General features: G+C 46.6%; 22 protein-coding genes and 1 pseudogene. 10 read left to right on the top strand and 13 right to left on the bottom strand.

Annotation, left to right across the window (positions count from 1 at the left end):
- The first annotated feature begins 114 nt into the window (after positions 1 to 114).
- Complete coding sequence (locus tag DP_RS13220; RefSeq protein ID WP_011189845.1) at positions 115 to 1,623, top strand: leucyl aminopeptidase; 1,509 nt, start codon at positions 115 to 117, stop codon at positions 1,621 to 1,623.
- A 64-nt stretch (positions 1,624 to 1,687) separates the two neighbouring features.
- On the opposite strand, the gene DP_RS13215 is transcribed toward DP_RS13220, so the two are convergent.
- The 11 genes and pseudogenes from DP_RS13215 to DP_RS13170 form a co-directional block, all read right to left on the bottom strand.
- On the bottom strand, positions 1,688 to 2,161 hold the full coding sequence (locus DP_RS13215) for a GNAT family N-acetyltransferase (protein WP_041278028.1): 474 nt from the start codon (positions 2,159 to 2,161) through the stop codon (positions 1,688 to 1,690).
- On the bottom strand, positions 2,148 to 3,134 hold the full coding sequence (gene dusB / locus DP_RS13210) for a tRNA dihydrouridine synthase DusB (protein WP_011189843.1): 987 nt from the start codon (positions 3,132 to 3,134) through the stop codon (positions 2,148 to 2,150). The genes DP_RS13215 and dusB overlap by 14 nt, the downstream gene beginning before the upstream one ends.
- A 75-nt stretch (positions 3,135 to 3,209) precedes the next feature.
- Positions 3,210 to 3,725 (bottom strand): LPS-assembly lipoprotein LptE, encoded by a 516-nt coding sequence (locus DP_RS13205; protein WP_011189842.1) that lies wholly within the window; start codon positions 3,723 to 3,725, stop codon positions 3,210 to 3,212.
- Between the two features lie 56 nt (positions 3,726 to 3,781).
- On the bottom strand, positions 3,782 to 6,265 hold the full coding sequence (gene leuS / locus DP_RS13200) for a leucine--tRNA ligase (protein ID WP_011189841.1): 2,484 nt from the start codon (positions 6,263 to 6,265) through the stop codon (positions 3,782 to 3,784).
- A gap of 167 nt (positions 6,266 to 6,432) precedes the next feature.
- Entirely contained in the window at positions 6,433 to 7,839 is a 1,407-nt protein-coding gene (dnaB, locus tag DP_RS13195) for a replicative DNA helicase (protein WP_011189840.1), read from the bottom strand.
- 187 nt (positions 7,840 to 8,026) lie between these two features.
- Positions 8,027 to 8,482: a 50S ribosomal protein L9 gene (gene rplI / locus DP_RS13190; protein ID WP_011189839.1), complete on the bottom strand. Its 456-nt coding sequence runs from the start codon at positions 8,480 to 8,482 to the stop codon at positions 8,027 to 8,029.
- Positions 8,483 to 8,532: 50 nt separating this feature from the next.
- Complete coding sequence (locus DP_RS13185) at positions 8,533 to 9,501, bottom strand: DUF2232 domain-containing protein (protein ID WP_041278027.1); 969 nt, start codon at positions 9,499 to 9,501, stop codon at positions 8,533 to 8,535.
- A gap of 25 nt (positions 9,502 to 9,526) precedes the next feature.
- A complete protein-coding gene (rpsR, locus tag DP_RS13180; RefSeq protein WP_011189837.1) occupies positions 9,527 to 9,772 on the bottom strand; it encodes a 30S ribosomal protein S18 in 246 nt (81 codons plus the stop codon).
- A gap of 25 nt (positions 9,773 to 9,797) precedes the next feature.
- Positions 9,798 to 10,106, bottom strand: a pseudogene (locus tag DP_RS19020) (30S ribosomal protein S6); the annotation flags it as partial.
- A gap of 33 nt (positions 10,107 to 10,139) precedes the next feature.
- Positions 10,140 to 10,277: a 30S ribosomal protein S6 gene (locus DP_RS19015; protein WP_083818992.1), complete on the bottom strand. Its 138-nt coding sequence runs from the start codon at positions 10,275 to 10,277 to the stop codon at positions 10,140 to 10,142.
- Positions 10,278 to 10,482: 205 nt separating this feature from the next.
- Positions 10,483 to 10,920: a MazG nucleotide pyrophosphohydrolase domain-containing protein gene (locus tag DP_RS13170; protein WP_011189835.1), complete on the bottom strand. Its 438-nt coding sequence runs from the start codon at positions 10,918 to 10,920 to the stop codon at positions 10,483 to 10,485.
- Between the two features lie 280 nt (positions 10,921 to 11,200).
- Between DP_RS13170 and DP_RS13165 the strand changes: the two genes are divergently transcribed.
- The 9 genes from DP_RS13165 to ung all read left to right on the top strand — a co-directional run bounded on the left by DP_RS13165 (position 11,201) and on the right by ung (position 18,934).
- The gene (locus DP_RS13165) at positions 11,201 to 11,650 is read left to right on the top strand and encodes an AP2/ERF family transcription factor (protein WP_041278025.1); all 450 of its coding nucleotides are present in this window, start codon (positions 11,201 to 11,203) and stop codon (positions 11,648 to 11,650) included.
- A gap of 174 nt (positions 11,651 to 11,824) precedes the next feature.
- The gene (rplU, locus tag DP_RS13160; RefSeq protein ID WP_011189833.1) at positions 11,825 to 12,136 is read left to right on the top strand and encodes a 50S ribosomal protein L21; all 312 of its coding nucleotides are present in this window, start codon (positions 11,825 to 11,827) and stop codon (positions 12,134 to 12,136) included.
- A gap of 47 nt (positions 12,137 to 12,183) precedes the next feature.
- Positions 12,184 to 12,444: a 50S ribosomal protein L27 gene (gene rpmA, locus DP_RS13155; protein WP_011189832.1), complete on the top strand. Its 261-nt coding sequence runs from the start codon at positions 12,184 to 12,186 to the stop codon at positions 12,442 to 12,444.
- A gap of 160 nt (positions 12,445 to 12,604) precedes the next feature.
- The gene (obgE, locus tag DP_RS13150; protein ID WP_011189831.1) at positions 12,605 to 13,723 is read left to right on the top strand and encodes a GTPase ObgE; all 1,119 of its coding nucleotides are present in this window, start codon (positions 12,605 to 12,607) and stop codon (positions 13,721 to 13,723) included.
- A 2-nt stretch (positions 13,724 to 13,725) separates the two neighbouring features.
- Entirely contained in the window at positions 13,726 to 14,877 is a 1,152-nt protein-coding gene (gene proB / locus DP_RS13145) for a glutamate 5-kinase (RefSeq protein ID WP_041278024.1), read from the top strand.
- A 209-nt stretch (positions 14,878 to 15,086) separates the two neighbouring features.
- Complete coding sequence (locus DP_RS13140) at positions 15,087 to 16,343, top strand: glutamate-5-semialdehyde dehydrogenase (RefSeq protein ID WP_011189829.1); 1,257 nt, start codon at positions 15,087 to 15,089, stop codon at positions 16,341 to 16,343.
- A gap of 61 nt (positions 16,344 to 16,404) precedes the next feature.
- Positions 16,405 to 17,040 (top strand): nicotinate (nicotinamide) nucleotide adenylyltransferase, encoded by a 636-nt coding sequence (gene nadD, locus DP_RS17070; protein WP_049785106.1) that lies wholly within the window; start codon positions 16,405 to 16,407, stop codon positions 17,038 to 17,040.
- Positions 17,041 to 17,084: 44 nt separating this feature from the next.
- Positions 17,085 to 18,278 (top strand): response regulator, encoded by a 1,194-nt coding sequence (locus tag DP_RS13130; RefSeq protein ID WP_011189827.1) that lies wholly within the window; start codon positions 17,085 to 17,087, stop codon positions 18,276 to 18,278.
- On the top strand, positions 18,278 to 18,934 hold the full coding sequence (ung, locus tag DP_RS13125) for a uracil-DNA glycosylase (RefSeq protein ID WP_011189826.1): 657 nt from the start codon (positions 18,278 to 18,280) through the stop codon (positions 18,932 to 18,934). The genes DP_RS13130 and ung overlap by 1 nt, the downstream gene beginning before the upstream one ends.
- Here the strand turns inward: ung and DP_RS13120 are convergent.
- A complete protein-coding gene (locus DP_RS13120) occupies positions 18,921 to 20,558 on the bottom strand; it encodes a bifunctional ADP-dependent NAD(P)H-hydrate dehydratase/NAD(P)H-hydrate epimerase (RefSeq protein WP_011189825.1) in 1,638 nt (545 codons plus the stop codon). The genes ung and DP_RS13120 overlap by 14 nt on opposite strands.
- Positions 20,559 to 20,567: 9 nt before the next feature.
- On the bottom strand, positions 20,568 to 21,623 hold the full coding sequence (locus DP_RS13115) for an LptF/LptG family permease (RefSeq protein WP_011189824.1): 1,056 nt from the start codon (positions 21,621 to 21,623) through the stop codon (positions 20,568 to 20,570).
- Positions 21,624 to 21,852: the final 229 nt, after the last annotated feature.

Raw genomic sequence — 21,852 nt, 5'->3', positions numbered from 1 at the left:
TCTACTACATATTTTATTTGAGTCATGCTTTAAAGAGAATAGACACTGTTTCTTAGTTATGTAAGCTTAGTCGGCATAGCTAATTGATCTAATCAACTCTATTATGGAGTCATCATGAGTAAAACCCAGGTAGTACATTATGAAAAATGGCAGAGTTTTGCCGGAGATTTGTTGGTTTTCCCTCTGGGGGAGAAGCCTGAATTTAGCGGTGATATGAAGGAAATTGCTAATATTTATAATAAATTAGAGGCAACCGGAGATTTTTCGGGCAAAGATGGAGAGGCCGTCCTTCTCTACTCATCACAGTTGAAGAAAAGCATCTGTGGGGCAGAGCGTATTCTCTTGCTTGGTCTTGGTAAGGGGGATAAGGACTCTGATTTACAGAGAGATCTGCTTCGGCAAACAGGTGGCCTTGTTGCCCAGAAGGCCGCTGAGATAAAGGCTACTGAGGTGCTGGTGGTAATTCCCACCCTTGCAGGGAGAAAGAGTGCCGATACCCTTGAACCCTTGGTTGAAGGAGTACTCCTGGGCGATTATCGTTTCCTTAAGTATATGAGTAAAAAAGATGCCCCTGCCCCATACAGAGGATTGAAGGTACTTGCTCTCTCTTTTGCCGGTGCCTTTGATAAGGCTTTAGAAAGGATATCTGAACGAGCCCAATTGGCAGCTGACTGTGGTTGTGCTGCCCGTGATATGGCTCATGAGCCGGGTAATGGCTGGACACCAAAGCATTTTTCTCGTTATGCTAAAAAACTTGCCAAATCTCATTCCCTCGTCTGTACCGTTCTCGGTAAGAAGAAGATGAAGAAAATGGGGATGGGTGGTCTCTTGGGGGTGAGTCAGGGCAGTAAGGAGTCGCCTCAGCTTGTTGTTCTGGAGTATAGCCCGGAAAACCCACGTAAAACTGTGCTGATGGTGGGTAAGGGCCTTACCTTTGATTCTGGTGGAGTGAGTTTGAAACCAGGCGCGGGCATGGAGGAGATGAAGTATGATATGTGTGGTGGTGCGGCTGTTATCTGTGCCATGAAGGCTGTGGCAGAAGAAAAACCTGATGTTCGGGTCATAGCTATCGTTCCTGCAACGGATAATATGGCAGGTGGAGGTGCTTTAAAACCAGGTGATATAATTAGTCATTATGGTGGAATAAGCTCGGAGGTGGTGAATACAGATGCCGAGGGGAGATTGATTTTGGCCGATGCCCTGGCCTATGGGGTAGAAAAATATTGCCCCGATTATGTCCTCGATCTGGCAACCTTGACGGGTGCTGCTATTATTGCTCTTGGCCATCATCATACGGCCCTTGTCTCTAATAGTGATCATCTGGTAGAACTTGCCACCAGAGCGGGGGCCAAGGCCGGTGAACCTGTTTGGCGCCTGCCTCTGACCGAGGAATACCGTAAGCAGATCAAGTCCGAGGTGGCAGATATTAAAAATGTGGGTGGCCGTCCTGCTGGCACCATTACCGCCGCTGCCTATTTGGAAAAATTCATAGGTGATACTCCTTGGCTCCATTTTGATATTGCAGGAACTGCCTGGAACTTCACCGAGAAAAAATATATTCCCAAAGGGCCTTCCGGTACAGGAACCAGAACCCTGATTGAATTTATTCGCTCTCTGGGCTAAAGAGAAGGCCCCTATGTTCAGCTGAACATAGGGGCCTGTTTGCTATCAGGGACCTGACAAAATATTAATAAAATTCAGGTTCGTAGTCGACGGTATAGTCTCCTCCCGTACTGTTTTTGATCGAGAAGTGTTTGTTGCCCTGGGCAAATGGGCAGATGGGGAGCTCGGCCCACTGAAAACCAAATCGTTGAAAAAATCCCGGCTTGCCGAGGACAAATATTGTCTGGTCTTTAATCTCTTTTTGCCGTAGGGCAAAATGGAGAAGGTCTGTTCCCACTCCCTGACCCTGAAAATCGGGGTGAACTGCCATGGGGGCAAGGTGGAGGCCGCATTTTTCTCCATCCCTGTAGGCATTGCTGAAACCAATATAGGCAATGACGCTATTGCGGTGAATAGCCACCCACTCGTGAAACTCTTGCTCATTATCACGAAGATCTTCTGCCAAATCCTCTTCGCGTTTGCTCTTGGGAAATGCCCGGTGGAGGAGGGCGGCGGCTTTTTTTTGTAGCTCTGCGTCTTCTGGTTTACGAAATTTCATATTTTTGCTCAATGTCAGTTATAAGGGAGTGAGCTCTTTCGGGATTGCTCAGTTCGGTGATCATTCCCTTCAGTTCTAAAAAGGATGATGCGGTAAAGATAGCTGTGCGGAGCCTTGAGCTTCCCGGCATATCCTTGAAGTATTTGCTCATATGGTTCTTGATAAGGCCAAGGACGCGCTCTACGGGGTTGAATCTTTCCATGAGGAGCAGGTGCTGCAGGGCGCCTGCAGCAAGGCCATGGATGTTTGCCGGCTTGCCACTAGCCTGGAAGACCCATGGATTGCCGAGCGCACCTCGCCCGACCATGACCCCATCACAACCTGTTTCAGCCATCATATCCAAACCATCCTGGTAGGATAAGATATCTCCATTTCCTATGACGGGAATGGAGAGGGCCTCTTTGACCTCTTTGATGATACCTCGATCGGCCACTCCGCTAAATGCCTGAGCCCGTGTTCGGCCGTGAACGGCTACGGCGGCGGCTCCTGCCCTCTCTGTCATAAGGCCAAACTCTACACCGTTCAGTTCTGTGCTGCTCACCCCTGCCCGAAATTTTACGGTTACAGGGATGTCGGTATTGTCAACCACCGAGCGGATGACATCGTAGGCAAGTTCCGGGGTGGACATAAGGGCCGCGCCTGCACCTTTTTTGGTGACCTTACGAACCGGACAGCCCATATTTATGTCAATCATATCAGGCTGAAAATCATTGAGTATCAGAGTTGCCTTGGCCATGATATCTGGCTCCGCCCCAAAGAGTTGGAAGGAGACAGGACGTTCTTCCGGTAGTGAGGCAAGCATTTCCAGGGTTCTCTGTTGGTTATAAAAAAGTCCATGACAGCTAATCATTTCAGAGACGGTATAGTCTGCCCCAAATTGATGGCAGAGAAGTCGGAAGGAGAGATCTGTGTAACCTGCAAGTGGGGCCAGGACAAAGGGTGAAGAAAACTGATTGGGGCCAATGGTAAACATAGGTGTTATGGGCGGTAGAAAAAGAGGTCATACCCGTTTATGGGTATGACCTATGGAATGCAATAAAAAGGTGATTTACATGCTATTGAGTTTACGCAGGGTCTGCTGGTAGATCTTTTTGGAGAGATCGTCGACAATTTGTTTGATTGCTTGACTCTCCTTGTCGGGCGCTGAAGAGTTTCCCGCATAGGGATAGTACTCTTCCGTCCAGCTCTCTCTTGGCACTTCAATGAGGATTTTCCCTGTTGCCAGATCCTTTATCACATAGCGTACCTGGAGCACCACCTGTACTTCCGAGGCAGTTCGATCGGTATAGGACATGCTTGGCAGAGAAATAGAAATAATTTCACCGGCTAAAATGAGATCAGCCTCGGCTCCTGTCCGAACAACCTTGATTTTATCAGATTTTTGAAACCACTGTAAGAGAGAGCGGTATATATCTGAATTAAGAGAGAGGTTACTCGTCTTGTTTTGCCACTCTGTAAGAAAAATAGCCTTTTCAGGGCCAGAGTAAACATTGGCATTATGATAGCCACAACCGCCGATGACAAGAAGGATAGAGAGAATCAGAAAGGGGGCTATTTTTTTCAATTGTTTTCTCCTGCCCTACTGTTCCCCGAGGAGAACAGTAAGGTATGCATTATTTTTTAGATAACAATATTCACAAGCTTTTTCTTAACCACGATGGTTTTCTTAATAGGCTGACCATCGATGAACTTCTGACAGTTCTCATCGGCCAGGGCCAGGGCAACAATTTCGTCCTCTTCAATGTCCACCGGTACCTGAATCTTGGAGCGAACCTTGCCACGTACCTGAATAATAATGGTGAGCAGGTCTTCCTTGGTTGCCTCGATATCGAATTCAGGCCATGCCTGATTTTCGATGGGCTCGGTGTTGCCAAGTACCATCCACATTTCATTACAGAAGTGAGGTACCATCGGCGAGAGCAGGAGGAGGACACTGTCCACCGAGGCGCGCAGAACTGCCGGGGCGGCGATGGATTTCTCATTCTTGAATTGGGCAAAGAGCTGATTGACCAGTTCCATTACTGCACTAATGGCAGTGTTGAAATGGAAATTATGCTCAATGTTTTCGGTGACCCGCTTGATTGTTTGATGGTTCTTTCTATGCAGCAGGCGATCTTCTTCGGAGAGTTTTTTAGGAAAGGCCTCTCCTGCGGTAAGGGCCTCAAAATTTGCCGTAATAAAACGGTAAATTCTGTTGAGGAATCTTGAAGAACCTTCAACGCCTTCTGAGCTCCACTCAAGATCACGCTCTGGAGGGGCAGCAAAGAGACTGAAGAGTCTTGTCGTATCCGCTCCAAATTCGCTGATCAGGTCGTGGGGATCAACAACATTTCCCTTGGATTTTGACATCTTGGTTCCATCTTTAATGACCATACCCTGGGTGAGGAGCTTGATGAAGGGCTCATCAATTTCCAGATATCCCAGGTCGCGAAGTACCTTGGTGAAAAATCTTGAGTAGAGGAGATGGAGGATAGCGTGTTCTACGCCGCCGATATATTGATCTACTGCCAACCAGTATTTGGCCTTTGCCTTATCAAGGGGGGCCTCGGTGTGTCGTGGACTGGTATAACGGGCGAAGTACCATGAGGACTCAACAAAGGTATCCATGGTGTCTGTTTCACGCTTTGCCGGCTGACCACATTTTGGGCAGGTGGTGTTGATGAAATCAGGGCGCTGATGAAGAGGGGCGCAAACGCTGCTCTTGTCCTTATCTTCAGGGAGCTCGACGGGGAGCTGATCGATGGGCACAGGAACAATGCCACAGCTATCGCAGTGAATTATAGGGATTGGAGCGCCCCAGTAACGCTGGCGAGAGATACCCCAGTCGCGTAGACGGTAGGTGGTAAGAGGACTACCAAAACCCTTCTCTTCTGCATAGGCAATAATCTTGGCCTGGGCCTCTTGCGATGCCATGCCCGTGAAGTCGCCTGAATTTATGAGGAGACCGTGATTGGTCAGAGCCTCTTCCATATCGGCTGGATTGACGGCCTCACCTTCCGGTACGACAACGGGAATGATGGGTAGCTTGTATTTGCCGGCAAATTCGAAGTCACGCTGATCGTGGGCGGGGACGGCCATTACTGCGCCGGTACCGTATTCGATGAGAACAAAATTTGCCACATAGACAGGAACGCGGTCACCGTTAAAGGGGTTGGTGCAGTATTTACCGGTAAAGATGCCTTTTTTCTCTGGCTCTTGGGTGGGATCCTGACGCTGCTTGTCTTCAAGTACCTCTTTAACAAAGTCACGCACCTCCTGCTCGCGATCGGTTCCTGCGATCAGTTGCTCGACCAACGGGTGTTCCGGGGCAAGGGACATAAAGGTGACGCCGTAGATGGTATCCGGGCGGGTGGTGAAGATGGATATTTTATCATCCATATCTTCGAGTTGAAAGTCGCAGCTGAGACCGGTGGACTTACCGATCCAGTTACGTTGCATGGTACGTACCTTTTCCGGCCAGCCGGTGAGCTTGTCGAGATCGGCAAGAAGTTCTTCTGCATAGTCGGTGATCTTAAAGAACCAACCGTTCATCTTACGAGGATGAACCAGCTGGTCACAACGCCAGCAGGCGCCTTCGATAACCTGTTCGTTGGCAAGTACGGTTTGACAGGTATCACACCAGTTGACGGTGGTTACCTTTTCGTATATCAGCCCTTTCTCGAGCATTTCGATGAAGAGTTGCTGTTCCTGGCGGTAGTACTTAGGGTTGCAGGTGGCCATCTCACGATCCCAGTCGTAGGAGAGGCCTAGCTGTTGGAGCTGCTGACGCATATAGTCGATATTGTCGTAGGTCCAGACGGAGGGGTGGGTATTGTTTTTTTGTGCAGCATTTTCTGCAGGCAAACCAAAGGCATCCCAACCCATGGGGTGGAGTACGTTGAAACCACGCATTCTCTTATAACGGGCGACAACATCACCAATGGTGTAGTTGCGTACATGACCCATGTGAATTCTTCCAGAGGGATAGGGAAACATTTCAAGGAGATAGTATTTTTCCTTGTCTTCGTCCTCTGTTACAGAATAGGTCTTGTTTTCTGCCCAGTTTTTCTGCCATTTGGATTCAATAGTCTTAAAATCGTATCTTGCATTGGTTGGGTGTTGCATATATCCCTCGATAAGTAACTAAACAACTAGCTGATTTAATATTTTATTATTAAAATAATATGAAATTTTGTTCCTACCCTTTAAAACACTGCTAGACTTTACCGAAAGAGGGGAAGAGTAGCATTAAAAAAATTTGTTTCTAAGCTAAAAAGAGGAAGAAAAACGCTCTATTCAAAAGCTCCATCATCGGGCTCACTGTAGTAGCTCAAATTTTCGAACATGGTAATTTCTTTAATAAAGGCCAATTGAATTGAGCCCGTTGGTCCATTTCTCTGTTTACCAATAATAATCTCGGCCTGTCCCCGGGCGGGGTTGTCCTCAGACTTGTTATAGACCTCGTCACGGTAGATAAAGGCGATAACATCGGCATCCTGCTCGATTGCTCCAGATTCACGGAGATCTGACATCATGGGTCGTTTGTCCGGTCTGCTCTCCAGACTACGGTTAAGCTGGGAGAGGGCAATAACAGGCACCTTATGCTCTTTGGCCAGGGCCTTCAGGGATCGTGAAATTTCACTGATCTCCTGTGTCCGGTTTTCGGTGGCGTTACGTCCACGCATCAGCTGGAGGTAGTCGACCACAATAAGGCCAATATCGTGTTGGGCGGCAAGTCTTCGTATCTTGGCTCTCATCTCCAGTACTGAGATTGATGGGGTGTCATCGATGAAAATGGGCGCTCCGGTGAGCATGCCAACGGCACGGTTCAGCTTTTCAAAGTCTTCCGGTTGTAGTTTACCGGTACGAATGCGCTGGGAGTCGATGCGGCCAACAGAACTGAGAAGACGCATAACAAGTTGCTCTTTTGACATCTCAAGGCTAAAGACGGCAACCCCAATTTTTTCAACAATTGCAGCATGCTGGGCAATATTCATGGCAAAGGAGGTCTTACCCATGGAGGGCCTCGCTGCCAGAATGATGAGATCAGATGGTTGCAGGCCCGCCGTCATTTTATCAAGATCGGTGTAGCCAGAGGGGACACCGGTAATCATCTCTTTTCGTTTGAAGAGTTGGTTGATTGTGTCAAAGGCATCTGGCACAATCTGTTTTATCAGGGTGAAACCCTGTCCATCCTTTGAGCCTGCAATATCAAAAATAGCCTGTTCTGCCTGATCTACAAGCAGATCGATATCCCCCTGCTCCTCATAACAGCGAGCGGCAATATCTGTGTTGACCTCAATGAGGTGACGTAATATTGCCTTATTACGGATTATTTTGGCATAACTTGCGATATTGGCCGTAACGGGCACGATGGATGTGAGTCTGGCAAGGTAGAGCGACCCCCCAATTTTTTCCAGAACATTTTGGTCGCGCAATAAATTTGAAATTGTCAGCAGATCCTGAGGCTCGTTTTTTTCAAAGAGATCAAGCATTGCCTCATAGATAATACGGTGACTTTCAAGGTAGAAATCGCTTGGCTTCAAAATTTCCAACACATTACCAAAGGATTTTGCCTTGAGTAGTACGGAGCCAAGAACAGCTTGTTCTGCCTCTACGTTTTGAGGTGGAACTCGATGGGGATGGTTTGCAAAATCTGCCGGCGGCATATTGTCTGGTATATCGGAAAATGAATTCATCTACTCTTCTTCTGCCTATTCTTCAGGGACAAGAATGGGGGGATTGGTAAAACAAAAAAACACCAGAAGGAGTTCCCCCTGGTGTCTCTGCTCATTTGTAAGTCATAGGAAACTCTACCTATAGCTTACAATTATATCATCTATCCTGTCACAGGACAGGACAGAATACCTCAAAAGAGGCTAGCGGTTACGCCTTGGTGCTCAGAGGAACAACCTTAACAACTACTTCAGTTGCAACTTGAAAACCAACTTTTATGAGAACAGGGGTCTCGCTAACAGTCTTGATTGGATCAGGAAGAATGATCTGACGCTTATCAAGCACGATGTCTTGTGCTGCAAGAGCTGCACAGATGTCAGAGTTGGTTACTGAACCAAAGAGACGTCCATCATCACCGGCGAGTTGCTCAATAACAAGGTTAATAGCTTGAAGTTTCTCAGCAACCTTCTCGGCAATTGCGGTCTCTTTTGCAATTTTTGCTTGAATTTCAGCTTGGTTCTTCTCAAGTTCTGCAACGTTTGTAGCTGTTGCAAGTACAGCCTTGCCTTGAGGAAGAAGATAGTTACGGCCGTAACCCGCCTTTACGTCTATAAGATCACCCTCTCTTCCGAGAGTACTGATGGTTTCTTTTAAGATGAGTTTCATTTTTAAACTCCTTATAGTGTTTCTAAAACACGCCCTACAACTGGGCTTTTTTATTCTTGAATTCCCACATCATCGGATGATTTGCGAAAATTTAACCATGTGTCAGCAATTCCAAGCAAGAGGAGGATAATGGCACCAAAAGACTGGAAAACAATCATTACATACACAAAGGCACGAAAGATGATTGGCATTTTCCACTTGTCCATTAAGAAAACAGTAATACCAAATCCTTGGAAGCAATATATAATTGCCATGACAATCAGGATATTAATCCCTACGTATCGAACCAGGTTCAGAGGTATAAAGGTGACCAGTGCCGTAGCTATGGCCAGCCAAATAAGTTTTTCCGGTAACTGCCAATATTTAAAATGTGGCCAGATAATACGACCACATTTTTTTGCAATGAGCCAGTTTCCTGCAATGGTACTAAACCAGACAATAAAGAGGGCAAAACAGGCAAGTATGGCAGGGGTGATTATTGGAATAATGGCCTTCATTTGCAGAAGGGTAGATTCCAACATGATATTAACGTCCACTGAAATATCACTGCTTGCCCGGTAAAACTTTATCGCCTCATCAATTCCCGTATTTACGCTGAGTAATAGCTGCGCATACGGAGATATACTGCCAGGGCTTATTATACCACTGAGGAGTATAACCCAGCACAGGGCCAGGGCCAAAACTCCTCTGCCACCTGCTTGCACAGGACTTTTATTACGATTTGCTGAATCTGCCAGGACATAACCCACCGGTAGGAGGGATGCGGCAAACAGAAACAAGCTCATAGAACCGAGCAGGAAGGAACCTAAAAGCCCCAAACCTGTACCTATAAGTATGACCCTGTTTCCACCGTACATGCCCTGTTCGCTTAACACGAAAAAGACTAGGAGTGGCAACATGGGATGCAACCAACTAAAAACTGTCCAATCCACTCCTGGAAGGACAATGGTTGCGGTGATAAGAAGTATTCGAACCAGTATCTTCTTTATCTCAATTTGTTCTACAGCTTGTTTCTCCACGTAGACTCTCTTCGCTAAAAGCCAATTAGTTCTGGGCAGATCCAGAGTAGGGAAGAAGTGCAATTTGACGAGCACGTTTTACTGCTTCACAAAGCTGACGCTGATGAGAAGCACAGGTGCCAACGATACGACGTGGGATAATTTTACCACGTTCAGAAACAAAGTTTCTAAGAACTTTAACGTCCTTGTAGTCGATAACAAGTTCTTTGTCTGCGCAGAAGCGACAAACTTTTTTACGGGTAAACAATTTTTTTTGTGGTCTTGGGGCCATGTCAAACTCCTTTGGGGGTGCTATTTTACTCTTCAGTCTCTTTTACGGGAGCAGCTTCTTCAACAGTTTTTTCAGCAGCTTTCTCGGCCACTTTTTCAACGACTTTTTCAACAACTTCTTCGTTGGCAGCTTCTTCAGCTTCGGCAGCTTCTTTAACAGCAGCTTCGCGGGCAGCTATATCGCCAATAGCTTGTTGAATCTCTTCTGCGCTGATGTCCTCAGAGAGTTTAACTGTCATGTACTTAAGAACTGCATCTTCAATTCTGAAACGACGTTCCATTTCAGAAACTGCTGCAGGAGTTCCCGCATAGTCACAGTATACATAATAACCTTGAGAGCTCTTTCTTGATCAAGTAAGCAAGCTTTTTCATGCCCCACTTGGTTCATAGAAGATGATGGTTCCCGCATCATCAAGAATGATCTTATTGGTATTCTCAATGACGGTGTTGATGTGTTCTTCGCTCATGGTTGGGCGAAGAATATAGATTGTTTCGTCCCTACGCATAATTCCTCCTCGTGGAGTTATGGATATCGAAGCATAATGCTTCTGTTACGGCCCTCGCTAACTTTGTAAACGCAGAGAGCGAAGAGGTTAAAAAGATCTGCCCAGCAATTAGGGCAAACCAAATACTGATAAAGTGAAATTCACTTCAAAAAACAGGTTAAAATACCGCTAACATTTGCTTGTGTCAATTTTTTTATGTAAAATATTACTTAATATTACCTTTGTTGTTGTTTGTTGGCGCTATTTGTATTTTCGCATCGTGCTTCTCTTGTTGCTTGATCTTCTCCCACTGCTTTGCCAGATCTTCTTCTGTTTCATAGCTGGTGCCGGCAAAGACATGGGGGTGGCGGCGAACGAGCTTTGCGTTCACTTCGCGGAAGACGTCCTCGAGGCTGAATTGGCCCTCTTTTTTATTTATGGAACTGATGAGAATCACAATATAAAGAACGTCTCCCAGTTCCTCGCAGATATTTGGGTAATCTTTTTTCTCAAGGGCGTCGATAAGTTCCTGTGACTCCGATTTTAAATATTTAATGATGGATTCGTTGGTCTGCTTTTTGTCCCATGGGCAGCCCTCTTCGCCGAGTAATTGTTTGATTGTTTCCAGGAGTTCTGTAAATGTCTGCTTTGTTTTTATGGACATATGAAATTGATTCGGGAAAAGTGTTAAAGTTGGGTGGAGAGGAAAAGGCTTTTATTGTCTTTAACCCTTTTTTTAGCTATTTTACAAAAAGCAGTTGCTTTGTTAGTTTTTATACATTATGTAGCATCTCAATTGTGTGGCAAGGTGCCACGGTGTAGCACTTCTGCGGGGAATGGAGAGATGCTTTTTTTTGAGCTGGTTGTAACATGTCACAAATATGCTCTTTCTTCCTACTCCCTTTTGTATAAAAATAATATTACTTACAGTAAACGGGGCTATAATGAAAGAAGAGAAGAAACAAAAAGTACTGCTTGAAAAGCATAAAGACGTTGCTCGAATTGATCAGGAATCTAAGCGTACCCATGGCTGGTATGTACGTGTGCGCTTTCTTGGTAAAACTCATTCGAAGTTCTTTTCTGACCGTAAGTGTGGTGGCCGGGCCTCAAGTCTCTTATTGGCAATTGCTTGGCGCGATCAGACCGAAAAAAAATTGGGTAAGGTGCGGACCAATAAACATATGGTTACTGTAAGCAATTCCAGTACAGGTGTTGTTGGCGTACGACTTAATGACAAGCTTGGTCGGTATGAGGTGAGCTGGGTGACATCCAGTGGAAAGCAGGGCAAAACTTCTGTTTCTATTGCTAAGCATGGTAAGAAGGAAGCCTTCGCTCGTGCCTGTGCAATTCGCCAGGAAAAAGAAAAATCCCGTCTTGAGAATTCAGCCATTTAAGTGTAAGAATTGTTGATCGGACTGTTTTTGCGAAATTTGTAAAAAAAAATTGATTTGTCGGCATAAACACGTTGAATTGTGTTGACATTGTCAGGGAAAGTTGGTTTTATTGTCCCCTTTACAAATCTAACAGTTTTCGTTGAAACGCAATTTCAATTTATGAGGTTATATATAATGTATGCGATAGTACGTACAGGTGGAAAGCAGTATCAAGTTGCGTGTGGCGATCAGCTTCGCGTTGAGAAGCTTGAAGGAAATGTTGGTGATAGTCTCGATTTGACAGACGTTTTGATGTTGGTAGATGGTGATAACGTTCAAGTAGGTCAGCCTGTTCTTGAGAATGCTAAGGTTGTTGCTAAGATTGCAGAGCAGGGACGTGGTAAGAAAATCATTATTTTCAAAAAGAAGCGTCGTAAGGGTTATCGCTTGAAGCAGGGACATCGTCAGTCCTATACTGCCTTGAAAATTGAAGAAATTTCTGCCTAAATTTTAAATATAGTAAAGTGTTTTACGCTGTTTGAAAGGAGTAAAAAATGGCTCATAAGAAAGCAGGTGGTAGTTCCAGAAACGGTCGTGACAGTGCCGGCCAACGACGTGGCGTTAAAAAATTTGGTGGCGAGCCAGTAAGATCAGGTAACATCCTGATTCGCCAACTCGGAACAAAAGTTCATCCGGGAACCAACGTAGGATGTGGTCGTGACTACACTCTATTTGCAAAAATTGACGGCGTGGTGAAGTTTGAAGATTTCGGTAAGAATAAAAAACGTGTAAGCGTTTATCCTGCCGCCGAATAGTTTTACAGCTTTTGTATTTTGCTGCCAATGGGCGGGAAGATAGATTGAAACTCGACCTCAATGTGTATTGAAGGTCGAGTTTTTTTTTGTACTTTATTCACTGTCTCCCTGCAGATCGCTTCTGTAACTAAGGGACTTTGTAACTTTAGGATGATACATTATGGCCTTTGTTGATGAAGCGAAATTTTTTGTAAAAGCTGGAGATGGTGGCAATGGTTGTGTCAGCTTTCGCCGTGAGAAGTTTGTTCCAAAAGGTGGCCCCAATGGTGGTGATGGCGGTAAGGGTGGCGATGTGATTATGGTTGCCTCCTCCAAGGTTCAATCGCTGATTGATTTCCGCTATCGCTCCCACTTTAAAGCTGAGAGAGGAGTACACGGTCAAGGGCGGGATATGCATGGCCGTGGCGGTAAAGACTGTTATATGGATATACCCGTAGGCTCTGTCGTTAAAGACAGTGAGACAGGTAGAGTCCTTGCCGATTTGTCAGAAGAGGGAGAAGAGTTTGTTGTTGCCCAAGGCGGTAGTGGGGGTATGGGCAATCCGCATTTTTCAAGTGGCTCTAATCGTACCCCTCGCGTTGCGACCAAGGGTAAGCTTGGTGAGGAAAAATGGCTTCTTATTGAGTTGAAACTGATGGCGGATGTTGGTCTTGTCGGTCTTCCTAATGCAGGAAAATCAACTCTTCTCTCTAAGCTTTCTGCTGCCAACCCTAAAGTTGCCGATTACCCTTTTACAACTCTTGAACCACAATTGGGTATGCTTCACTTTCCCATGAGAAATTCCTGCATTATTGCAGATATTCCAGGGCTTGTGGAAGGAGCACATCAAGGTGTTGGCCTTGGCCATAAGTTTTTGCGTCATGTTGAGCGGACAAAGATTTTAGTCCATGTAATTGACGCCTCAGCTGATGATCCCTTTAGCGATTATGATATTATTGGTAACGAGTTGCGCTCTTACAAAGAAGAGCTTGCTGACCGGGCAAAAATTCTGGTGCTGAATAAGTGCGATGAATTTGACTTTGATAAAGATTTGCTTCCTGATTTTATTGAGGCCCGTGGTCTTGAACCTAAAAATGTTTTGTTTATCTCTGCAATCACGGGAGAAGGTGTCGATAAGCTTGTCAAGCTGATTGGTGATATCATTGATGACATGGAATATCAGGAATTAAAGCAGAAACGGGAGGAAGAGCGACTTCAGGACTTAAAGAAACAAAAGGAAGAAGAGCGACGTCAGGAACTAAAGAAACAAAAGGAAGAAGAGCAAGCAAAGGATGAGTAGTGATGGTGGACGTTACAGAGGAGTTGCAGCTTCGTCGAGAGATATTTGACAAGGCTCGTAGGGTAGTTGTTAAGGTTGGCAGTGCAATCTTAACTAATGTCGGTGGCATTCATACAAGTTTTATTGCAGATCTTGCCCGGGAAATTTCTTATCTCCGCCAAAGCGGACATGAGGTTATTTTGGTGTCATCCGGGGCTGTTGCTGCGGGACGTAAAAAAATTTCTTGGCAGGATAGTGCCCCGCTGGGCATGAAAGAAAAGCAGGCCCTTGCCGCCATTGGTCAATCTCATTTGATGAGGACCTACGAAGAGGCCTTTGGCTTTTACGAGCTGGATGTGGCCCAGATCCTGCTTACCCATGCCGATCTTTCTCACCGGGACCGCTATCTCAATATACGTAATACCATTCTTACCCTGCTTAAGTTTGGTGTTACCCCTATCATTAATGAAAATGATACTGTCTCGGTTGAAGAGTTAAAGTTTGGTGATAATGATACCCTGGCTGCTCTATTGACCAACCTGCTTGAAGCCGATATCTGCATATGTCTGACAGATGTAGATGCCCTCTATGACAAAAATCCCCAGAAAGATCCGACAGCTCGTCCCCTGCATATTGTCACAAAGATCAGTCCAGAGATTGAGGCAATGGCGGGGAATAGTAATAGCCTTTTTGGCACTGGAGGCATGCAGAGTAAAATACGTGCCGCCAAGATTGTTTTTTCAGGTGGTGGGACGGCGATAATAGGTCCTGGTCGTGCTCCGAGAGTGTTACAGCGTCTTTTTGCCGGGGAGGATATCGGTACCATTTTTCTTCCCTGCAAAGAACGGATGAAGAGCAAAAAACAGTGGATTGCTCATGTGCTTAAGCCAAAGGGGACTCTTTTGCTTGATGCCGGGGCCTGTAAGGCCCTGTTGCAGGGTGGTAAGAGTTTGCTCCCCTCCGGTATTGTTGGTATCTCCGGTGAATTTGATCGAGGTGATTCTGTGAATTGCTGTCGTCTCGATGGGAGTAGAATTGCCGTCGGTTTGGTGAACTACGCCTCGGTGGATGTGAACGCCATTAAGGGATTGCAGTCAAGGGAGATAGCCTCTGTGTTGAAGTGCTGTGATAACGAGGAGGTTATCCATCGGGATAATTTAGTTATTCTGTCTTAAGTAGCAGATCCTTATTAAAATAAGGGTAGTTTGAAAAATTGGTAATTTCGATAAAGATCAGCTAAGCCCTGACTGCGAGGCAGATGATATTTACCACTGACTCTAATATCGGAGTCTATGCTTACCTGCGAGGATAAAAATCATCTCATGTAGAGATTTGCAGGAAGGGATATTTTTCAAGGTTCCCATAATAGAGATGTGAGGGAAGTATGACTCTGGAAGAAACTATTGTCGAAGTTGGTGTTCGGGCAAAGGCGGCCGCGGCGGATCTGATGTCCTTGGCTACTCGCCAAAAAGATGCGGTGCTTTCCCAGGTGGGCGAATTACTTGTGGCAGAGAAGGCCTTTTTGCAGGAAGAAAATGAAAAAGACCTTGCCGCTGGCAGAGAAAAGGGGCTTTCCGATGCTATGCTTGATCGCCTTGCCCTCACGGATTCTGTGATAGAGTCAATGGTCAAGGGGCTGAAAGAGGTTATTGCCCTGCCCGATCCCGTAGGTCGGACCCTCGGCTCAGTAAAACGGCCCAATGGCCTGAGTGTTGGCCGAATGTGTGTCCCCTTGGGGGTTATTGCCATGATCTATGAGTCGCGTCCTAATGTGACCATTGATGCGGCTGCCCTCTGCCTCAAGGCAGGTAATGCCATTATTCTCCGTGGTGGCTCCGAGGCCATTCACTCCAATCTGGCCCTGGCAAGTATTCTCCGTCGGGCCCTTGAAGAGGCTGAGGTCAATCCTGACAGCGTCCAGGTTATCCCCATGATCGATCGAGAGGCTATTACCATTATGCTGGGGCTTGAGGATTCCATTGACCTTGTTATTCCCCGGGGTGGTGAGGGGCTTATTCGTTTTGTCAGTAAGAATTCTTCTATTCCCGTTCTTAAACATTACAAAGGCGTCTGTCATGCTTACATTGATAAAGACGCAGATCTTGCCAAGGTAGCGCCCATTGTTATCAATGCCAAGACGCAACGTCCCGGCGTGTGTAATGCCCTTGAGGGCATTTTGATTCACGAGGATATTGTGGCGGATGTGCTGCCTGGTCTTGCTACAGAGTTGGCAGAGCTTGGGGTTGAGATGCGTGGTTGTTCACAGAGCCTGCCCTTTTCTGAGCATATTGTAGCTGCCTCTGAAGAGGACTGGGGAACAGAGTTTTTGCGCCTCTGTCTCTGTGTCAAGGTGGTTCGCTCCTTTGAGGATGCCAAGAGCTATATCAGGAAATATGGATCTCAGCATACCGAGGCGATTATTACTGAGAACTATACCACCGCCCATAGATTTGTTGCCGAGGTGGATGCCTCAGCCGTTGTGGTTAATGCTTCCACCAGATTTAATGATGGTGGAGAACTCGGTTTGGGCGCAGAAATTGGTATCAGTACCACAAAGTTGCATGCCTATGGTCCCATGGGACTTGAAGAGCTGACGACGAAAAAATTTGTGATATTGGGTGATGGGCAGATACGTAGCTAGTATTTGAAATGGCTCTTGTCGGGAAAGGGCAGGAGCCAATGTTTTCTTGTTGTGGAAAAAAATGAAAAAGATAGGCCTTTTTGGGGGAACCTTTAATCCTCTCCATAATGGACATCTGCAGTTGGCTGAATTTGCAGCAGCCCAGTGCCAGTTGGATCAGGTTGTTTTTTTGCCTGCGGCATCTCCACCCCATAAAAAGGGGGATGAAATTGTGCCGTTTTCCCACCGGGCAGAGATGATACGTCTTGCCTGTTCCCGTAACAAGCGTTTTTCCTGTAACACCATCGAGCAGGATCTGGCTCGACCAAGTTATACCGTTGATACCCTCCAGGCCCTCAAGACCTCCCCCCTCTATAAGAGTGAAGCTCAGTTCTTTTTTCTTATCGGTGTGGACGCCTTTATAGAGTTGAAAACCTGGAAGGCGTATCGAGATCTCTTATCAGAGATAAATTTTATTTTATGTCCTCGAAAGCTTTTTTCCAGAACGCAGACAGTTCTGTTTTTGACAGAGCTTGGTTTTGTCCAGACCCCTTTGGGTTGGGAGCATAGCTCCTATCTTACCCTGTATGAGCTTGAGGGTGCTCCCGATCAGGTCTCTTCGACGGAGGTGCGTCGAACTTTTGAAAAATCGGGTGATCTTTATCAGAAATTACCGCCAACGGTGGCTGATTATATAATGAAGCATGGGTTATATTAACGATATTTTCATGAGTCCTCTCCCCTTCTACCCTGAGAATAAAAGTGCCTACGGAAAGTAATTTAGATAAAATCTCGGTTTTATTGGTTGATGACTCGCCCATATTTCGCAAACAGATAAAGGCCTTTTTAGAGACCTCCCCGGTAATAGATAAGGTTGTTGAGGCAGGTAATGGCCTTGAGGCCCTGGGGCAGGTGCTCTCCTCTCCTCCTGATGTGGTCTTGATGGACCTTGAAATGCCCTATATGGATGGGCTTACAGCTCTGGGGCATCTACTCTCACATCATCCCCTTCCTGTTATTGCTCTTTCTGAACTTGCCGAGGAGAGTGGGTATAGGTTCTTTGATGCCCTGAAGGTGGGGGCGGTTGATTTTATGGCTAAGGGGGCTCTGCTCTCTCTGCCAGATCCAGGCGAGAGCAGGCAGGTCCTGCTTGGGAAAATTCTTGCTGCCTCCGGGATGACGATTGCTCCTCGAAGGGGTTTTGAACCCCAATCTTATCTTCATAGTTTGGGGAAGGCCAGTGATGTGGTCTTTTGTGAAGATTGCGGCCATCGTCAGGTGCTTGTTGATGATCTGCTAGAGGGTGGTGCCATTGTTTGCTCTCAGTGTGACGATTTGATACTGTTCGGAAAAGATGAGAGACATATCTTTAATAATTTTGCCACGGTGCTGGTTGGTGATGGCAGTTCCTTTGCCAATCTTTTGGATATTATTCCTAATCTGTCCCAGAAAATGCCAGGGTCTATTATTTGTGTAATAGACGCCCCCATTGTCTCTGTTGATTCCTTTACCCACTATTTGGCGTCGATGAGTCCCCTGCCTGTGCAGAGGGCGGTCGATGGTATCTCTGTTGCTGGTGGTAACTGTTATGTAGCCGCCTCTGCTGAGAGAATCTGCCTAAGATCCTCCGGCACCTCTTTGAAATTAGAGCAGCTGGCAGAACTTGCCCCGGGTATTGGTCCCATGGACGTTATGATAGCCTCGGTGAGCAAGGTCTTTAGAAAGAAATCTGCGGTGGTTGTTTTGTCAGCCCTTGGCGGGGATTCTCTACGTGGCGTTGGCCAGTTGGTGAAAAACGGGGGTAGCGCTGTTGTTCTTCGGGAGGCATCCTGTCTCTATGCTGATACGGCTCAGGCCGTGGGGAGTAAATTTACCTTGGCGGAAAAAACAGTAGAGGAGATAGTGCAATTGGTCTACTCCTTTCATTTGAGCAGTAAGTTGACGAGGATGGCCTGATGGAATCTTGGGAGGAGATGGTTCCGCTTTTGAGCTTGGGCTACCATAGAGAGTTGGCGGAGAAGGCCTATGGTGGTGGCGAGAAGGTTTTTCCTCATAAAGTTGATCTCTTTGCCGCCCTGGAGAAGACTTCGTTTTCCGAGACCCGGGTGGTGATAATTGGTCAAGATCCCTATTTTAATGAGCGTGATTTGGGACCGGAGGCCCATGGGCTCTGCTTTTCGGTTCGGCAGGGTCAGCCTGTGCCACCATCTCTGCGCAATATCTTTAAGGAGATTGGCTCAAGCGTTTATGGAGAGAGTGATAAGAGGTTTAATTCTGATCTGAGTCGCTGGGCGCAACAGGGTGTGTTGCTGTTGAATGCAAGTCTTACTGTTGTTGCTGGCCGGGCAAATTCTCATGCCCGACTTGGCTGGCATAGTTTGACCGATGACATCATAGAGACGATCTCACGCCAAAAAGAGCATGTGGTTTTTATGCTCTGGGGTGCCTTTGCTCAAAAGAAACAGTCGCTTATTGATGGTAAGAGACACTGCCTTCTTAGCACCAGTCATCCCTCCCCGCTCTCGGCCTATAGGGGATTTCTCGGCTCCGATGTTTTTGTTCGCTGTAATGAATATCTCGGCGAACATGGCTTAGAACCTATTGTCTGGTAGTCTTGCTTGGGTTTTTCGTCTCTTCCAGTTCTTTACGACAGAGGGGAATTGTTTTGGCAAGTTCGCTTGCCGTGAAGCCAATACCCCTTGTCTCTCGTAGCTTATCTCCAGCCATACCGTGTAGGTAGGCGCCAAGTTTGGTGGCATCCATTGGGTCCAGTCCCTGAGCGATAAGGCCTGCAATCATTCCCGCTAAGACATCTCCCATTCCGCCAGTGGCCATGCCGCTATTTCCTGTGCAGTTTATAAAAAGTGGCCCTCTCTTTCCCCTGATCAGGGTTGCCGCTCCCTTGAGGAGGAGGACAATATCTACCTTCACTTCGCTGAAAATATGCATAAATTTTTCTACCGCGGCTGCTCTGTCTGCTTCTACTTCTTCAGTGGAGATGTCGAGGAGCCGGGCCATTTCTCCAGGATGGGGGGTGAAGATGCGTGGTCCGGCAGCTTTTGTTAAGAGGCCTCTTTCAGTGGCTAGGGCATTGAGGCCATCGGCATCGATGAGCATTGGTAGCTTCAGGTTTTGATACAGTTTTTTTACCAGATCAAAACTTGTCCTGTTATTTCCCATACCCGGGCCAATAATCGTTATCTTCTTGCCCATGGCAGCCTGACATATTCTTTCAAAATGAGAGACAGTAAAAAAATTATCTTCGCCGGAGAGGGGGATGGTAATCACCTCGGCCAGGCGCATTTCAAAAATAGGATTGAGACTTTTGGTGGTGACAAGGCTTGTTAGTCCCGTACCCATGGCTAAACTGGCCTCGGAAGCGAGTATGGCGGCCCCAGTCATGCCAAGAGAGCCGGCAACGATCAGGAGGTGGCCGTGACTGCCTTTATGGGAAAGAGGGCCTCTCCGGATCGTTTTCAGGGTTTTACAGGCATCCTCTCTGCCGGTCGTAGCAAATGTGTTGGCTATCTTCGCCGCTATTTGCCGGGGAGCACCAATGTCCAGGATATGCAGGTCACCAACAAGAGATGCACCTGCCCCCTGCATCTGACCAGGTTTAGCGAAACTGTAGCTTGCCGTGTGGTCTGCCCCTATGGCCACGCCCATGATAGCGCCTGTCTCGGTGTGGATGCCCGAGGGCATGTCACAGGAGATAACAGGTGCCTGGGGCAGGGCCCGGTCCCTCTGTTGGGCGTTAATCAGGTTAATGATACGGGCGTAGTGGTCACCTATCTCCCGATCGAGGCCAATGCCGAAGAGGGCATCAACGAGGGCATAGCATCTTCTGCCTGCTCCAAGTTCCTGCTGGCAGATGGTAGTCAGTTGCCGGAAGTCTGAGTCGCTCTTGAGGGGGTAGGTGGGCAGGCCTGTCTTTTCAGCTATATGAAAGTTGAGTTTACTGTCCGGCGTGTATTTTTCTGGGTCGGAGAGGAGGAAGAAAATTGGTCTTCCCCCTAGCTGATAGAGGTGGCGGCCAACAACAAAACCATCACCGCCGTTGTTGCCGGGGCCGATGAAGATTGGGATAAAGCTGTTAGCGCAGGTTCCCAGGGCTTGTTGCATTAGACCTACTGTCTCCCGTCCCGCATTTTCCATTAAAACTGCTCCGGGAATACCGTAATCGTTGATGGCCTGATGGTCGATCTTTCGCATCTGCTCGGTGGTAAACAGTTTCATCTTTGCCTCTTAGGTATTTTTTTTGAGACGGGTTATTTTTCTCTTCAGTCTGGAAAAGAGTCTTGTCAGAAAAAGAGAGCACCTGGTAGGAAAAAGTCCCTTCTCATTTGTGGCTCGATAAATCCAAAAGATAGCGAGGAGAAAAAAGAGTACATTGGGAAGCCATAGGGCAGGAATAAGGGGTACAGTTCCTGCCTCAGCAAGCTCTTTGCCAACCGTATGCAGGATATAGTAAACAATAAATATTCCGAGTCCTACCGGGATGCCGATTGCCTTTTTTCCTGGTCGTGCCTGTAGGCCTAGAGGCAGGGCCAGGAAGCTGAGCATCAGACAACCGATGGGGAGGATGAGGCGCTTGTGAAATTCAATAAGATAGATTCTACCTCGCTTTTTCGATTCATTGCCCCATCTTTTTGCCTGTTCCAGTAACTCAGGCATGGACAGTAATCTCTTATGCAGCATAAAAATGTTTTTTCCACCGGTTTCGAGCGGCATATTGATGGTGTAATCTTTGAAGGTGATGATTTCAGTCCCCTGCTCTTCGGGGCGGTGCAGACTGCCATCTGTTAGTTTGATGGTAATACTCATTTGTTTGCTGTTGCTCTTCATGCTGCCGCTGCGTGCCATGGTTATGGTGGGTTGTTTCACCCCACGCATGTCAGAAACCCAGACATTGTGCCAATCGCCCGTCTCCTTGTCGACTTTGTCGACATAGATAACAATGTCTCCCATGGCATCGGTGAATTTATGGGCCTGAATGCCTTGGTCGATTTTTTCTTTGAGTATCTGGTAACTGAGCTTTTTCATTGCTAGCTCGCTTGCAGGGATGAGCTGGGTAGAAAAGTAAAAGGCAATGAGGGTAATGGCTGAGGCAACAAGAAAAACGGGTGGTAGAATTTTATATATAGATATCCCACCTGCCTTTAGGGCCAGAAGCTCCATATCAGTGGACAGTCTTGAGAAGCATATGGTTATGCCAAGCATTGAGGCCATGGGCAGGGTGTAGAGAAAAATATTTGGAAAAGAGGTAGGAGAGTAGGCGGACAAAATCTGTAAATCCGACATGGAGCTGGATAACGAAGTTTAAGAAGGGGATTAACTTAACAAGAAAAAAGACAGCGTTCATAACCAGAAAGGTTGCAAAAAAAGGTGCAAGCATTTCAGTTGCCAGATAGCCGTAGAGCAGGAAGGGTATTCTTGAAGTTATTTTCATTTTTTATATTATGTAGTAAGAAGTGACTAGCTGTAAATAAAGAAATCTTTTTCTTTATAATAAACTTTTTTAGGTTCTATA

The organism is Desulfotalea psychrophila LSv54 (genome assembly GCF_000025945.1).
Classification (GTDB): domain Bacteria; phylum Desulfobacterota; class Desulfobulbia; order Desulfobulbales; family Desulfocapsaceae; genus Desulfotalea; species Desulfotalea psychrophila.
Note: the sequence above shows the minus strand (reverse complement) of the source record. Positions and strands in the feature narration are given on the sequence as shown.